This is a genomic window from Gracilibacillus halophilus YIM-C55.5 (assembly GCF_000359605.1).
Lineage (GTDB): Bacteria > Bacillota > Bacilli > Bacillales > Amphibacillaceae > Gracilibacillus > Gracilibacillus halophilus.
In genome coordinates this window covers 17087-32618 of the sequence record NZ_APML01000006.1, presented here as the reverse complement: position 1 = coordinate 32618, position 15532 = coordinate 17087, and the positions used below count along the sequence as shown (strand labels likewise).

The 15532-nt window shown below is 38.0% G+C and carries 18 protein-coding genes; 4 read left to right on the top strand and 14 right to left on the bottom strand.

Annotated elements, in window-relative coordinates:
* Positions 1-180: 180 nt before the first annotated feature.
* The 9 genes from J416_RS01895 to J416_RS01855 form a co-directional block, all read right to left on the bottom strand.
* Positions 181-1590 (bottom strand): hypothetical protein, encoded by a 1410-nt coding sequence (locus J416_RS01895; RefSeq protein ID WP_003463620.1) that lies wholly within the window; start codon positions 1588-1590, stop codon positions 181-183.
* A gap of 105 nt (positions 1591-1695) precedes the next feature.
* Positions 1696-2859: a glycosyltransferase gene (locus J416_RS01890; RefSeq protein ID WP_003463616.1), complete on the bottom strand. Its 1164-nt coding sequence runs from the start codon at positions 2857-2859 to the stop codon at positions 1696-1698.
* A gap of 187 nt (positions 2860-3046) precedes the next feature.
* On the bottom strand, positions 3047-3733 hold the full coding sequence (locus tag J416_RS01885) for a sugar transferase (protein WP_003463614.1): 687 nt from the start codon (positions 3731-3733) through the stop codon (positions 3047-3049).
* 18 nt (positions 3734-3751) lie between these two features.
* Complete coding sequence (gene galU, locus J416_RS01880) at positions 3752-4636, bottom strand: UTP--glucose-1-phosphate uridylyltransferase GalU (protein ID WP_003463612.1); 885 nt, start codon at positions 4634-4636, stop codon at positions 3752-3754.
* A 93-nt stretch (positions 4637-4729) separates the two neighbouring features.
* A complete protein-coding gene (locus tag J416_RS01875) occupies positions 4730-5497 on the bottom strand; it encodes a tyrosine-protein phosphatase (RefSeq protein WP_003463606.1) in 768 nt (255 codons plus the stop codon).
* Positions 5498-5644: 147 nt separating this feature from the next.
* Positions 5645-6406, bottom strand: a complete 762-nt coding sequence (locus J416_RS01870; protein WP_003463604.1) for a tyrosine-protein phosphatase — start codon at positions 6404-6406, stop codon at positions 5645-5647.
* A 261-nt stretch (positions 6407-6667) separates the two neighbouring features.
* Positions 6668-7363 carry a CpsD/CapB family tyrosine-protein kinase gene (locus J416_RS01865; RefSeq protein WP_003463602.1) on the bottom strand — a complete coding sequence of 232 codons (696 nt, stop codon included), beginning with the start codon at positions 7361-7363 and terminating at the stop codon, positions 6668-6670.
* Positions 7356-8132, bottom strand: a complete 777-nt coding sequence (locus J416_RS01860; protein ID WP_003463600.1) for a YveK family protein — start codon at positions 8130-8132, stop codon at positions 7356-7358. The genes J416_RS01865 and J416_RS01860 overlap by 8 nt, the downstream gene beginning before the upstream one ends.
* A gap of 144 nt (positions 8133-8276) precedes the next feature.
* Complete coding sequence (locus J416_RS01855) at positions 8277-8906, bottom strand: response regulator transcription factor (RefSeq protein WP_003463596.1); 630 nt, start codon at positions 8904-8906, stop codon at positions 8277-8279.
* A gap of 583 nt (positions 8907-9489) precedes the next feature.
* Here J416_RS01855 and J416_RS01850 point away from each other — a divergent pair.
* A complete protein-coding gene (locus J416_RS01850) occupies positions 9490-10437 on the top strand; it encodes a nuclease-related domain-containing protein (protein WP_003463595.1) in 948 nt (315 codons plus the stop codon).
* Positions 10438-10742: 305 nt separating this feature from the next.
* Here J416_RS01850 and J416_RS01845 read toward each other — a convergent pair whose 3' ends face one another.
* Entirely contained in the window at positions 10743-11315 is a 573-nt protein-coding gene (locus J416_RS01845) for a nitroreductase family protein (RefSeq protein WP_003463582.1), read from the bottom strand.
* Between the two features lie 122 nt (positions 11316-11437).
* Between J416_RS01845 and J416_RS15615 the strand changes: the two genes are divergently transcribed.
* From J416_RS15615 to J416_RS15250, 3 genes are all read left to right on the top strand, one after another.
* Positions 11438-11611, top strand: a complete 174-nt coding sequence (locus J416_RS15615) for a hypothetical protein (RefSeq protein ID WP_156809476.1) — start codon at positions 11438-11440, stop codon at positions 11609-11611.
* Positions 11612-11690: 79 nt separating this feature from the next.
* Positions 11691-12968 carry a helix-turn-helix domain-containing protein gene (locus J416_RS01840; RefSeq protein ID WP_003463579.1) on the top strand — a complete coding sequence of 426 codons (1278 nt, stop codon included), beginning with the start codon at positions 11691-11693 and terminating at the stop codon, positions 12966-12968.
* Between the two features lie 44 nt (positions 12969-13012).
* Positions 13013-13168 carry a DUF1540 domain-containing protein gene (locus tag J416_RS15250; protein WP_003463577.1) on the top strand — a complete coding sequence of 52 codons (156 nt, stop codon included), beginning with the start codon at positions 13013-13015 and terminating at the stop codon, positions 13166-13168.
* 287 nt (positions 13169-13455) lie between these two features.
* Here the strand turns inward: J416_RS15250 and J416_RS01835 are convergent, their stop codons facing one another.
* The 4 genes from J416_RS01835 to J416_RS01820 form a co-directional block, all read right to left on the bottom strand.
* A complete protein-coding gene (locus J416_RS01835) occupies positions 13456-13593 on the bottom strand; it encodes a YvrJ family protein (RefSeq protein ID WP_003463574.1) in 138 nt (45 codons plus the stop codon).
* Positions 13594-13641: 48 nt separating this feature from the next.
* A complete protein-coding gene (locus tag J416_RS01830) occupies positions 13642-13854 on the bottom strand; it encodes a DUF2922 domain-containing protein (RefSeq protein WP_003463572.1) in 213 nt (70 codons plus the stop codon).
* Positions 13855-13892: 38 nt separating this feature from the next.
* A complete protein-coding gene (locus J416_RS01825) occupies positions 13893-14120 on the bottom strand; it encodes a DUF1659 domain-containing protein (RefSeq protein ID WP_003463570.1) in 228 nt (75 codons plus the stop codon).
* A 166-nt stretch (positions 14121-14286) separates the two neighbouring features.
* Positions 14287-15363, bottom strand: a complete 1077-nt coding sequence (locus tag J416_RS01820) for a glycosyltransferase family 4 protein (protein WP_003463568.1) — start codon at positions 15361-15363, stop codon at positions 14287-14289.
* Between the last annotated feature and the right edge of the window lie 169 nt (positions 15364-15532).

Sequence of the window (15532 nt, the reverse complement as noted above, 5' to 3'; positions counted from 1 at the left end):
TACTGAAAACCGTTTAGTGGAAAAGATAAAGAAATTATTGGTATTAAGTTCACTAAGACTAATACTAAACTAAATTCTCTTTCATTATATAACAACTTATTATACATATACATTTCCTCTCACGTTTACTTTCGATATAGGTTGTGACACTAAAGCATCTAATACAGTAGCAAAATGATTTTATTCTACTAGCCCCTCATATAATTCAAGGTTAGGTGAACCGAAAAAATTAAACAAATCTATATCTGAAAAACCGCTATTATTAATTACGTTCATAAGTCCGTCTGAATCTTCCACTAAATAAACAAAGCCTTGTTTAATTAATTCCTCCATATAGTAATATCCAGGAATTTTCAAAATAATTGTATTACATTTTAAAGCTAATCCCTCATATATTGCAGTTGAATATACTCCTACTTGAAATTTAGATTCAGCCAAATAAGTATGTAAGTCTCGTTCATTACTATCTACAACTTGAAAATTCTCCAGTTTGTTTGCTCTCACAAGGTCAGGATATGTAGTTTTCCAACGCTCAAATTCTCCAGGATGCAATTTATATACAATTTTGTAATCACTCATAGCTATTGCCGTTTCTAAAGCAATAGTGGAAAGTTTGTTACCTATAGTTCCTTGGGAAATAAAGAGAATTTGTTGTTTTTTATGCTCCATTAATTTTTTTTTCTTTATAATGTTATTATATAGAAAAGGAAAACCTAATACTTTTAATCTATCTTTTTTTATAGGAAAGTTTGATGCTTCTTTCCAATACTCACCAAACAAGTAAAGAACATCTGGGAAATATTCTTGATTTTTACTCCCTGGATAATTATAACCTAGATGGTACGGAGAAATTATTCCGTGCTGTATTTCATTTACTAATATTCCTAAATCCTTTGCTGCTTTAACTAACCCTTGTCTGGTATAAGAAACAACAAGAAAGATTTCTTTTGGTTTTCTTATCTTTAATAAATTATAGTGATAACGATATTTTAGTTTAAATTCCTTAATAGCTTTTTTGGATTGGTTAAATAAGTCTAAATTTACACTAAAATGGTTATTAATAATTTTTTGCAATTTTGTGATTTTAAATATTTCTTCCTCTGTAAATTTCACTCTCAGGAGCATTCTATCCTTAAAGGTATAAAAAAAATAAAAATCATTATAATTTCTAAAACTATCCTTTCTGCTAGTCCAGTGTTTCTTTAAATAATCTTCTTCAATAACTTCGTATTTATCACTTGAAAGTTTTTTTATTATAGGATCTGTATAAATGTCTATATATTTATTATCTACTCTCACCTTTCTTTCATGATCAAAAATTATTACATCAACTTCCCTGTTACTAAAAAAAGGATTCTTAGTTAACGAATTATAGATAAATGTTGGTAATGCTTTAAATTTAGACGAAAGAGAGTTTTTGGTAGTATGTGCTTGTCCAAATATTTCTCTTTGACGTGTTATTTCATTTAAAACTGGGAGTCTAATTAATTCCCACAATTTAACTCCATTAATTTGAATATCAAATAGTTTATATTTATCTTCTAAATGCCAAATTTCTTCACATATTTTTTTTGTATCTTTAATTTGCAATTTTCGCTTCCCCCTCTTATCCAATGATTTTTCGATTATGTATTTAAATAAAAAGTTCTGAGGAGCAAAAACTTTCATGAAAATCTTTACACTCTACTCAATAGGTTATTTAGTACATTCTTCGAGTAATTCAATTGCTATATTATCCCATGATTTTTCCTTTGAAGTTATCTTCGCAATGTCAACAAGACGTTGTTTATTTTGTATTCCTTTTTTTAGCTTTTGATTAAATTCTTTATAATTATCTGCTAAATATACAAAAGGCAAATTTCTTCTGGTTAGTTCTGGGGTTCTTGTCGCTATTACTGGCAATCCAGCGGCGCCATACTCATATAATTTCATTGGACTTCTACCAGAGTTACTATTTCCCTGTACCAAAGGCAATAAACCCACATCAGCGTATTTTAAATATGCAGGGATTAAATCATATGTCTTCGGCCCTAACATCCATACATTTTTACGGTTGTCAGTATTTGGTATATATATTGAAACCGGACCTATAACCACAAAATTCACATGTGAATTCCCGTCTGCTAAATTAATTATTAACTCCCAATCAAATCTTGAATCAACATTTCCGACATACACTGCAACCGGATTGTTCATTTCATTATATTCCTGTGGTTTTTTTTGAACACTTTGAAAATGTTCAAAGTCCACACCATTTTCTAATACTTTAGTCTTTTTATTATATTTATTTTCAAAATACTCAGCTACTGGCTTAGAAGTAGCTACGAATGTATTAGCAAATTCAGATATATTTTTTTCTATTTTAGAAGTGCTTTTTTTAGCTGTAGGCATTTGACTATAAATATCAGTAATTCGATAAACCCATCTTTTAGATTTTATATACTTTCTCATGTATAAGAATGACGGCTCATCCATAAAAACCAGATCAGCATAATCAAAGTTATACTTTTTTAAAATTGACTTTATTCTAGGAAATGTGATTGAGCTACAAAATAGAGCAACAAATTTACTATCAAGAATTGGTAATCGGCTATATGGGATAAAAGAAAAGGGGATGAAGTCAATTATATTTTTATATACATCATCCTTTCTACCAAATATTAATGAAATTTTACTATGAAGATCATTTTGCTTCGAAGTCTTTTTGTTAAATATATTCTTTAAAATAGTTATTATTGATATTGGTATTGATACAAATAACACTTCATGTCCCATTTCAGCATATTTTTTTGCTAAATGAAAACTCCCAACTTTAAATAATGAATTTCTATGTGTATGACTTAAAAAAACTATTCTCATTTAGAACTCCTTAGTTTAATGATGTTCTATTTTATACTATAAATTATTTAAATTAGTTTACTATAATAAAATACAAATTTAGATAAAATCTCTTAGTTTTCAATTTCTATTACAAAATGGTTGTATTGAAGCTTTTATATTTTATTGTTACTCTTCATGAATATTTTTTAAATTCTTATATCATTCCTCAATATGCATCTTTGGATCCGAATAAGACGATAAATGTCTTAAATATTAATTTGATATCAAGCAAAAGATTTCGCTCTTCAATATATTTAACATCCAACTCCACCCACTCTTCAAACCCTAAATTACTTCTACCACTTACTTGCCAATAACACGTAAGTCCAGGTTTCACTAATAACCGTTGTTTTTCATATGTATTATACTGTGCTACTTCATCGGGTAATGGTGGGCGTGGACCGACTAAACTCATTTGCCCTTTAAGTACATTGATTAATTGAGGTAACTCATCAATACTCGTTTTTCTTATAAAACGACCGACTTTCGTTACTCGAGGGTCATCTTTGATTTTAAATACTGGACCTTCTGCTTCATTCTGATCTAGTAATCTTAATTTTAATTCTTCCGCATTAGAAACCATCGATCGAAATTTGTACATTTTAAATTGTTTCTCTAGCTTTCCAACGCGATTTTGGTTAAAAAGTATCGGACCTTTAGGGTCTTCAATTTTAATTAAAATAGCAGTAATGATAAAAATAGGTGATAATAAAATAAGTCCAATGATGGATAAGCAAATATCCATCATCCGTTTCATGAATAGATAAAAGGGTGAATCATTTACTACTATGGATTGTTCTTGAACTACTGTTTGTTGTGTGACTGTTGATTGTCTAGAAGTCGATACAGTCAATTCCTTCACCTCTTCATCTTAATTTGACACGTTCGCTTCACTCTCCATGAGCTCTTTCATAAACGCCTTCACGTCTTCCCCAATTTCTTCATTCTCTAGTGCAAATTCTAATGTTGTTTTGATAAAACCTAATTTTTCACCAACGTCAAAGCGACGGCCGTCAAAGTCATAGGCAAATACGCTTTGGGATTCGTTCACTTTCTGAATCGCATCGGTTAATTGAATTTCGCCACCTGCGCCAAATTCGTGTGCGTCTAAATATTTAAAGATTTTTGGTGACAGTACATAACGCCCCATAATGGCTAGGTTAGATGGTGATGTTCCTTTTTCCGGTTTTTCTACGAATTTATTAACCGAATAACGCTGACCGATTTGTTCTTTGGGATCGACAATACCATAACGATGTGTTTCATCCTCAGGGACTTGCTGCACACCGATAATTGATCCGCCTGTTTCTTCATACTGATCGATGAGTTGTTTCAAGCACGGGTCATCGGATTGAACGATGTCATCACCGAGTAATACCGCAAATGGTTCGTCGCCAATAAACTTACGCGCACACCATACCGCATGTCCTAAGCCAAGCGGGTTCTTTTGGCGGATATAGTGAATATCGACTTTGGCTGGTTGTTGTGCCTTTTCTAGTAAGTCGAGTTTCCCTTTTTGGTATAAGTTATCTTCTAGTTCAAAGTTGTTATCAAAGTGGTCTTCGATTGCACGTTTCCCTTTTCCTGTAACAATAATAATATCTTCAATGCCTGACGCAATCGCTTCTTCAATGATATATTGAATCGTTGGCTTATCTACAATTGGAAGCATTTCTTTCGGCATTGCTTTTGTTGCTGGTAAAAATCTCGTCCCTAAACCAGCTGCTGGGATAATCGCTTTTCTTACCTTTTTCATCGTACTCATTCCTCCACCATCATGAAATATATTCTTCATATACGAAAACATTCAACAATTTTACATTTTATAATAAATATTAGGACTTTTCAACTAAAAGATTCCCATAAATTTCTTTCGTTTAATGCGGTCGGGTTGATCACCGACAACAAAGTCACCATTCACTAAGTATTGTGTATTTTCCATGAACCAGTAAGCTAATGAAGCATCGAATTCATCTTTCAGTATACGATATGCTTCCTGCATGACAAATCCTCTTGTAGTTGTATTATGCGCATCGGATGCAATAAAATGCGTTAAGTTCGCATCGATTAATTGCGTGCTAAATTTCTTAATTTTCTTGCCGAATTTCCCCGCAAGGCTCGCTGCGGTTACTTGTGTAAGGGTGCCATGTTTCACTAATTCATATAATGTATCTGGGTTCTCAATAATTTCTTTGTTTCGTTCTGGATGAACAATGATCGGTTTGATCTCTTGCATTTGCAAATCGTACATTAACTGTTTCGTGTAACGCGGGACATGATTGGATGGAAGCTCTACAAACAAATATCCACTGGTCTCGTTCAGTGGTAACAATTCATTGTCTTCAATTCCTTGGATCATTTCTCCGTAAATCCGCGTTTCTTGTCCTGGAAGAACCGTTAATGGTACATTCTCTTCTTGCAAACGCGTATTTAATTGTTGAACGGCTTCAATGATCTCGAATTTATAATTATCATACGTGCCGTTCTTATGATGAGGCGTCGCAATAATCGTGCGGATTCCCTCTGATACGGCAGTTTTCGCCATTTCGACACTTTGCTCCATATGCTTCGAGCCATCATCTACACCTGGTAGTATGTGACAATGTATATCGATCACAGATGATTCATCCCCTTTTTCAAGAATGAACAATGATCGTTCTTATCATTGTCCATTCCATTACTTTCGTCACAAATCTATCATAATTATAACAGGAATCTACCAGGAAGGAAACAGGCTGGGGTATAATTTATTTGTTAAATAAAGTTAAATGATACCAAACAATTTTTTCTTACGTAATCGTACGGGTTCATCACTAATGACCGTTTCCCCTCTTAACATATTCTTTACATTCAATTGCAGTTGTTCACTTTGGTGAGCACCAAATTCTTTCGTGATATATTGATACGCTTTTTCAAGTGCATAATCATTTGGTGTTTTTGCTCCAGATCCAAGAAAGTGAACGAGTTGATGTTCTAGTAATCTACGGGAGAACTTTTGAATTTTTCGCCCATTTTTCCCTAATAAACTCGTAGCGCTAATTTGGACAAGGGCACCTTTTTTGACAAAATCGTATATTGCGTTCGGTTCTTCGATAAATAGTGAATTTTTTTCCGGATGAATGAACACAGGCTTGTACTGTTTTAACTGCATATCATAGATCACTTCACTAAAATACATCGGCAGTTGATGGTTCGGTACATCTATCAGCACATAACTCTCACTACTTCCAATAGCTGTTACGTGATGTTGCTCGACTTCTTCTAGAAGATCACCATGGAGACGAATAGTCTCTGCTGCTAATATGATCACTTCAATGTTCTCTTCTTTTAGCTTAGCATTCAATCCATCTACCGTTGTATGAATATCGTTGATGAGGAATTCAGATGTATCAGGATGATATTTCGGTGCTGCAATGATAGTATGAACACCGTCACGTTCTGCTTCTCGCGCTATCTCTACAGCACCTTGCATATGATTCGGTCCATTTTCGTGTAAAGGGAGGATATACGGATGGATATCGATCATAGCGTTAACAGCTCCTTTCCGTTCTTTATTACTTCTAATATTGTTCTTTTTAAAGAATAACATAATATATAGGTCTTGAGAAGGATTTTGTTCTATTTTAAGAACATTACTTTTGGTTTATATATGGGTTATTTTGGTAATATCGGTTATGTTTCTGGTAGGACTGTTTAGTTTATCGAACGAATATGTGGTGACTTGCACTAAAAAAACTCCAGCTTGTAGGTCTAAGCTGGAGTTCTTACGTTCGTAATAGATATATGGTTAATTCCCATAATAATAGTAGTAATTGCTTCGTTTTAATTCACGGTCGTTAAGCACAACGCCTAATAATTTCGCGTCCCCTACTTCTAGTAATTCTTTTGCCTTCGTGGCTGCGTCGTATTCTGTCTGGTTACTGCGAACAACGAGGACGGCACCATCACAAAGATTTGAAAGAATTTGTGCATCGGTTACCGCAAGGACTGGCGGTGTATCGAAAATGACCATATCGTATTGTTCTAGAGCCTGTTCTGTCACAATTTCCATCGATTTTGAACCAAGAAGTTCAGACGGGTTCGGCGGAATCGGACCACACGTAAGAACATCTAAATTAGAGACGTCACTATGTTTGATGGACTCATCTAATGATAATTCACCAACTAACACACTGCTTAACCCGCGACGGTTGTCCACACGAAATGTATAATGCAATGTCGGTTTACGCATATCGGCGTCGATGAGCAACACTTTTTTTCCTTGTTGCGCAAACACGATGGCTAAATTCGCTGTGGTTGATGACTTCCCTTCTGATGGACCTGATGATGTGACAAACATTTTACGTAATTCGCCATCAACTGATGAGAACTGGATATTGGTACGAATCGTCTTGTATTGTTCCGATATTGGCGAGCGAGGATTCAGTTTTGTAATTAAGTGACGAGCTGTTGATTGGTTTGCTTTTTTCTTTCGTTTAACCATGTGCTCTCTCCCCTTTTCTAGCCATTGATCCTGATCCTTGCGCTGACGATCCTTGCGCTGACGGTTGATTCATGGATGTTTTTAACATGTCTTTTTCATCAATATGGGACACGACGCCAAGAATCGGCAATTCCATACGTTCTTCGACATCGGTTTCTGATTCAATCGTGTTGTCCATATATTCAAGTAAGAAGGCGAGTCCGACACCGATCATTAAGCCAAGCACAATCGCAATCGCAATATTAAGCATCGGCTTCGGGCTCACAGGTGTTGGGTTACTCGAAACCGTTGCTTCGGTGAGAATGTTGACGTTATTGACGTTCATTAATTCAGGCAAATCATTTTGAAAGATTTGGACCGTTGTATTGGCGATTTCTGTTGCCACATCTGGATCAGTATCGTTTGCCGTTAATGTTACGACTTGTGAACTATCGGTGCTTGATACCGTTATTTTTTCTGCAAGAGCTCCTGGTGAAATTGTTAAATTCACTTCTTCCACTACTTGGTCTAGAATTCGATTACTTGTAATAATATCATTATAGGTATTGATAATTTCTACATTGGAACGAATTTCATTTAAATTCACCGTTTCTTGTTCGCCTGAGTCTTGATTGACAATGAATTGTGTCGATGATTCGTAAGTTGGTGTGATGATCCAGAAACTAACAACTGCACTTACGATTGCAGCTCCTATCGTTAAAAGAATGATTAATGCGATTCGTTTTTTTAATACTTCAAATATTTCTTTCAGTGAAATTGTTTCTTCCATAACTCGTTTTACCCCCGAAATAGATTGAGTATGTAAGCAGTAAGCACAAAAGAAATTATAACATAATCTATTAAGTTTGTGATAAGCTTTTCAAAAAAATAATAAAAGAAAAAAAGTAAAGCACCTGTAATGAGGAACTTTACTTTAAGAAATGGTGAACCAGCGATTTCGTAGTGCGGTAAGTACGGCGTTGGTTCGATCTGGAACTCCTAGTTTTTTTAGAATGGAGCTAACATGGTTCTTGACGGTTTTTTCAGTTATGTATAGTTTCGTGCCAATTTTTTCATTGTTATATCCTTTGGTAAGTAGCCCCATGATTTCCCACTCACGATTTGTAAACACGCCTACCGGACGAGTTTCTTTCAGATTATTGATTTCTCGATAAGTACCTAATAAAACGGATGATAGTTCTTCATGCACATATGGTTGGCCGATCAAGATCTTCTGGATGGCATGTACAAGTTCGTCTTTCTCCATTCCATTGAAAAAGTAACCTTGTAACTGGAGTCGAAATAGATCGACTAAACCTGGGTGTTGTAAGTTTTCTGTCCAGACGATGATTTTTTTCCCTTGGTCTGCATAGTGTTGGATAAGTGGTATGGTGTCGTGATGTGAGTCGATATCGACAACGAGCAAATCAACAATATATTTCGACAATTTCTCTTCTTCTTGCGGATTCATAACGACTGTTTCATATCTTGGAAATGCACTCCGAAGCACGCCGACTAGTCCTTCTCTGTACACAGATGGTTCTTTCATAACAGCAATTCTCATAATTCTATTAATTCCTCCTTTGAAATGTTCCTTTCGTAATGAGATATCCAGGGAGGTTGGTCATGATGTTTGCACTCATTTTTATACATTGAAGGGCTAATTCTAGCGAGATAGAATTAGCCCTTTTGGATTATACAGTAGGCTAAGCTTTCGATTAGTTATCTCTTGTATGGAATTTTTGCACTATGATTATAATACCTTTTTCGCCTTATTTTGACAAGAAAATCATTGGAATAAAGCGGAAATTCATACTTTTTTACCGTTTAATTACATAAATTGTCATTAAACTAGTTAGAAATGTTTAAATTTTTGTTTATGAGTCGGTTGTGCGTCACGCTAGAATTCCGTACGTCAGGCCAGAATTCCGCGCGTCAGGCCAGAATCCTGTGCGTGAGGCCAGAATTCCGTGCGTCACGCCAGAATTCCGCGCGCCAGGCCAGAATCTCACCCACCACGCTAGAATTATCGCACCCCACACTGCCAGATCCTCTACAAAACAGGAATTTTCACGACCTTTTTCTTACAAGAAGGAATTTACCCAAAATTGTCGAATATATGTAGCGTATGAAAAGGAGGTGAAATCATGATTATCAAAAAACTCACCGTGCCAAAGCGGTTATACTATCTGCGGCGGCTGTTATCACGGCTGAAAAAGCAGAGCCCGCATCGCAAACGGTTGTTGCAAGAGCTGAACAATCTTGAAAAAGGCTACGAAGCTGAGGCTGCCTTGCCCTACTACATTCGGCGCATCAATGCCGACATTAGGAAGATGGTCATTCTTCATGATCTCCGCTTACCCGCTTCTGATGGCTCCCATTTTCAAATCGACTGCTTACTTCTTACGCCCTCATTCGGTTGCATTATCGAAGTCAAAAGTCAGAACGACCGCTTCACTTTTACCCAAAATGCGAACAATTTCCATTATGAGAAGTATCCGATGGACGACCCGATTCATCAAGCCAAAGAGCAGCGTGATCAGTTACAAAAATGGATACGTGTGTCGAATTATCCGATTTTTTATTTGGTGGGGTTGGCTGATGCGCGTGCGAGTGTTCATGCTGATGAAAGTAGTCAGTGGGTTCATCAAAAGATTATGCATTTTAAACGATTAAAGTCGACGATTCTTACCTTTTATGAGAAGTATCGTCGCGAACGATTGAGTATGCGCGAGGTGGTGCAGATCGGTGAGCGATTGATGGAAGCGCATTGTGAGCCGCGGATTGATTTTCAAGTGGATGCAGATGATATTTTGTGTGGTACGGCTTGCCCTTCGTGTCAGCGGCTGGGGATGCAACGGTCGCGGTATATCTGGAAATGCAAGCATTGCGGTTGTCGTTCGAGGGATGCGCATATTGAAGCGTTTATTGATTATTTTTATTTTGTTAGTGATCAAATGACGAATATGGATTGTCGGCGTTTTTTGCAGATTGAGAAGTCACATACGGCATGGACGCTCATGAATAGTAGTGATATGTTAGCGCGTGATGGCTCGACGAAAGGGAGCGTTTATTTTATGGAAAAAGGGAAATGAGGGTGGATTATGCGTGTGGTGTGTTGGCGTGCGAGATTCTAGCGTGGCGCACGGAATTCTAGCCTGACGCGCGGAATTCTGGCGTGGCGTGCGATATTCTAGCGTGACGCACGAGATTCTGGCGTGAGGTGCGGAATTCTAGCGTGACGCTCAACATTCTAACGTGACGCACAGGATTCTCGCCTGACGTGCGGAATTCTGGCGTGACGCGCGGATTTCTAGCCTGACGTGCGGGATTCTGGCGTGGCGTACCGGATTCTAGCCTGACGCTCCACACTAAATAAACATCCTCGCGGGGGAGGATGTTATTCTTTGAAGGTGCCTTCGGTGAGGCTGTCGGCGAGTTTGCGGCGGTCAGATGGTTTTTCACGCTCTTGGAGTTGTTCATCGAGTTTTTCCATCTCATCTTGATAACCGATCGCAATCACAGCGTGCACATCATATTTTTCTGGAATGCCTAATTCCTCGCGTGCTTGATCTTTATGGAAGCCACCCATTGCGTGTGTGATCAATCCTTTTTTCATCGCTTGAAGAGAAAGGAAGCCCCAAGCAGTGCCAGCGTCGAATGCGTGCGAACCGCCTGCTTCACGGTCGGATAGAATGAGTACGTAAGCAGGTGCTTTGTCACACCACACACGATTTCCATCCATAATAAAAGATTGGAAGCGCTCGCGATCCTCCTGATTACGTGCGATGACAAAATGCCACGGTTGTTTATTGCTACCAGATGGTGCCCAGCGTGCTGCTTCCAATACACTCATGAGCGTTTCTTCGTCAATCTCTTCATCCGAAAATGCACGCGGCGACCAACGTTGTAAAAACATATCATCAATTGCGTAATCCGCTTTTCGGTAATCTTGTACATTTATGTTAGCCATAATAGATTTCCCCCTGTCTATTTTTTTACCACTCTATTATAAACACATTTATCACCACCACTCAAAACAAACGCACCAAAACAAGGCATCTGTCATAGCGTATGATATAAGGAGGGATCAACATGCGTGACATCTTTTCTTTTTTCTTTATGATGATTTTCGGATTCATCGTGTTTGTGCCGTGGCTTATTTTTGTCGTGCCGATGATTGGAATGAAGACGTTTCTCATCCTTTTAGTGGTCGTGATGGTCGGATTTGTCGTTGAAGGTTGGATAAAAATGAACAAATTCCGATAAATTTCTAAAAATAGGCAGGAATCTGTCATTTCCTATCGAATTATTTTATTGTAATAAAATTGGAAAGGATGGGAAAGATTTGTATGAGATCGGACATATCATTCGCGACTACCGCAAAGCATTAGGCTGGTCGCAAAAGCATTTAGCTGGAAAAGTCAATTGCTCGCATTCTCAGATTAGTAAAGTCGAAGCAGGGAAACACACGCCGACACAAGAATTGTTGGATCAACTGGCAGAAGCTTTACACGTCAAGGAACTTTCAACCATTTATCAGACGGATGAACAATTGAAGCAAGAATTGTCGACTTGGAAAGACGCACTAGACAAAATGTACTTAGATCAAGCTGAATCGATCGCGAAACGCTTAGAGAAGATGTTCCCCACATCTCATTCACATTATGTCAATCATCTCTATTCCCTTTATCGATTTCGCCATGTATTACTCATGAACGACATGGAAGAAGCGAACCTAAAGCTTGTTTCGATGGAATCATTGGCTACGCTGCTAGTGAAGGAAGATTCATTCCAATGTTTGAAATGGATCGGCCTGTACTATTTGAAAACACACGAATACTTAAAAGCCTTCCACTATTTAAAGCGTGCGATCGATTTGGACAACCACTTCTACGAAAACGATCCCGAAATTAATTTGCTGCTTGCTTTTTTACAATATCATATGGAAATGACGCACAATTCAACCGATCATGCCCGCTACGCCATGAGGCTATATCGGGAAGATTACAACTTCATTCCTACGTACTTCTGCTTCTTAGTACTCTCTGCTAATGATATTCTACGAAAAAATCACGAAAACGCTGAAAAGGCATTGGCCTCACTGATTTATCAATTTCCTAACGATCCGCGATTAAGCATGTATAAAATTTTGTTCCTGCGAAGATTAGCGATAGCGCAATTTCAACAAAATAAGGTACAACCAGCGCTTCAACATCTACGTGATGCCATTCAATTGGAGCGTCGACAAGAGAAACGGATTATTTCCGTGTATCATGTGGCCACGATCTATTTTGAAATGGGTAAGTATGAACATGCTTTAGATTATGTAGAATCAGGGTTAACGATACAAAAGAATCAAACGTATCGCTATCATTTGGAAATGTTGAAATACAATATCAACGGGCGCGCTTCAATTGACCATATTGAAAAAGAAATCATCCCTTTTTATGAGAAGACGGGAAATTATCCTGCCCGATTCGATTGCTATAAATTCATCGGCCAATCGTATCATAACAAACGCAATTATAAGGGAGCTGCTGTGTATTTTTTAAAAGGGATCGAACTTGTAGCAGAGGCGCGTGAACGATATCGAACGAAAATTACCACGAAACACCAGACATAAGGAGAGCGCTACGTGAAAAAATAATGCTATAGGAGGTGGGTAGGATGGCGAAAGATGTCATGTGTGAGGTTAACAATTGTAAGTACTGGAAAGAGGGTAATCGCTGTATTGCCGAGAACATTTATATCGTGAGCCATAACGGGAAACAGGCAAACGATGTGAAAGAGACCGATTGCCAAACCTTTGAACCAACCGTCTGACTGCCTTCTTTAATGACCTCAGCTAACGCAAGTGGTTAGCTGAGGTTTGTTTGGATAGAGGGTGGTTGTGATGTCTGCGCGTGCGATTCTGGTGTGGCGTGCGTAATTCTGGTGTGACATGCGGGATTCTGGTGTGGCGCGGGAGATTCTGGCGTGACACACGGAATTCTGGTGTGACGCACATAATTCTAGCCTGACGCACGGAATTCTGGTGTGACGTGCGGGATTCTGGCGTGACGCACATAATTCTAGCCTGACGCACGGAATTCCCGCGTGACGCACTTACGTTATTTCATTTTTTCAGGTAAGGCGACGATGGATTCGATTAATCGATTTAACTTGGTTTCGATGCGGTGTAATAAATAAAAAGTCACCGCGATCGGAAAGCCCAAATCTTTGATAAACGACATCCACGTTTCATCCATTTCATTCACCTCCAAGGAGTTTGCGTATAGCAAACTCCCTCACTTCCATTATAATTCAATTGGAGTTACATTTCGTTCAACGATGCGGGCGCTTTTCTTGCCTACAAGTTCGCCACCTGAAGAGAAAAATGCATTCTGAGCTAAGATCGTATCCATCGCCTCGTTCACCGCTGCTGTATCAACTGGTTCCACTGGATCATCCAGCGACACGTTGACTGTATGACCTTCTTCATTTTCGAATTTCAACTCAATCTTTTTCACAACAATCACCTCCTTTTCACTCGATTACAGGCCAGCGATTACTCATCCGCCATGATTAATTCCGTATCATCACGCTCGATTTTGTTCAGCGTGCGGTTTTGAAGTGGTGTTAAGACCTCGGTGATGGCAAACAATTGATCAGCAGTCGCGTCCAGTTTGACATTGTTGAATGAACGTGTGGCATAAACGGTGTCACCAGACACTGGATCAACGCCGTTTTCAAACACAAGCTGGAGACGCGAATTCGTTCTTTCTGTAACGGCCATATCGCTCACCTCCTTTCACCCCTATAATCAATCCGGTAGCGAAAGAGGTGTGTAAAATGTAAATTCTTCAACTCACGACAGAATTATCACCCATGAGACCAAAATTACACGAATCACCCCTTAACCAACATAAAAAAAAGCCAGTTTGCACTGACTTTTGCTTGCGCTATATTCTTTGATTTTTGCCAACAAGTTTCTTCAAGCTAGTTAAAATCGGTTTTTGACCATTAAATACAATACCGGACAACTCGGCAATAATTTGAATCCCTAAAATAATAAAAGCAATAATGATTAGTGAAGTAAGCATTGTGGCACTATTAAAGATAATTGCCATCATACCAAAAAATGCGCTAAACGCATAAATGATTAAAACGGCTGTGCTGTGGCTATATCCCATTTCAACCAATTGGTGATGAATATGTTTGTGATCGGCCTTTCCGATACTTTGACGATTGATCATGCGTCGGATAATCGCAAACATCGTATCAAAAATAGGCACCGCAATTACAATAATCGGGATTATAAAACTAAATAAGGCCACATTTTTAAATAAACCAAGCATGGAAATCACAGCAATCGAATACCCTAAGAATAATGCGCCGGTATCTCCCATGAAAATTCTTGCCGGGTAAAAATTGTGGTATAAAAACCCTAGACAACTGCCGACTAATATAATCCCTAAGTACACGACAATCATGCGATAATCCGTGATTGCGATAATTAAAATACTGGTAAGACCAATTGCTGAAACACCTGCAGCAAGGCCATCTAAGCCATCAATTAAATTGATCGCATTGCTCACACCAACGACCCAGAGAATCGTTAGAATAAAGGCGAAATTATCAAAATGAACAGTACCGAGAAACGGCATTGTTAATTTATCAATCATCAAACCAGACGAGGCAACTACAAGAGCTGCTCCAACTTGTCCAATAAGTTTCTGGTATGCTTTTAAGCCAATTAAGTCATCTATCAATCCGGTCGCAAAGATAATTAAACCACCGATGATTAGTTCTAACATATGCGGATGCTCTGGTTGAAGATAAAAGAGCCCCGCTGCAACACCGATTACAATCGATATGCCCCCAAGGCTTGCTTTAATCTCCTCATGTTGCTTCCGATCTTCATCTGGTATATCAACTGCATTTAATTTAATTGCTAATTTTTTGACGAGTGGTGTTGAGCCAAACGCAACCATTGAAGAAATGATAAATGCGATGACTAACTCCATAATATTATACATACTAAGCACCTACTTAACGATAAGGTTGACCGTTTATAAATTTTAACATATTACCAACCGATTTAACATAAATTTCTTAACAAGTCTAACCATCTACTCTATAAAAAATTCGTATCCTCTTCAGTGTATTCGTCGGTAGATAGAAAAATGCTCACGATTGGAGCACTCT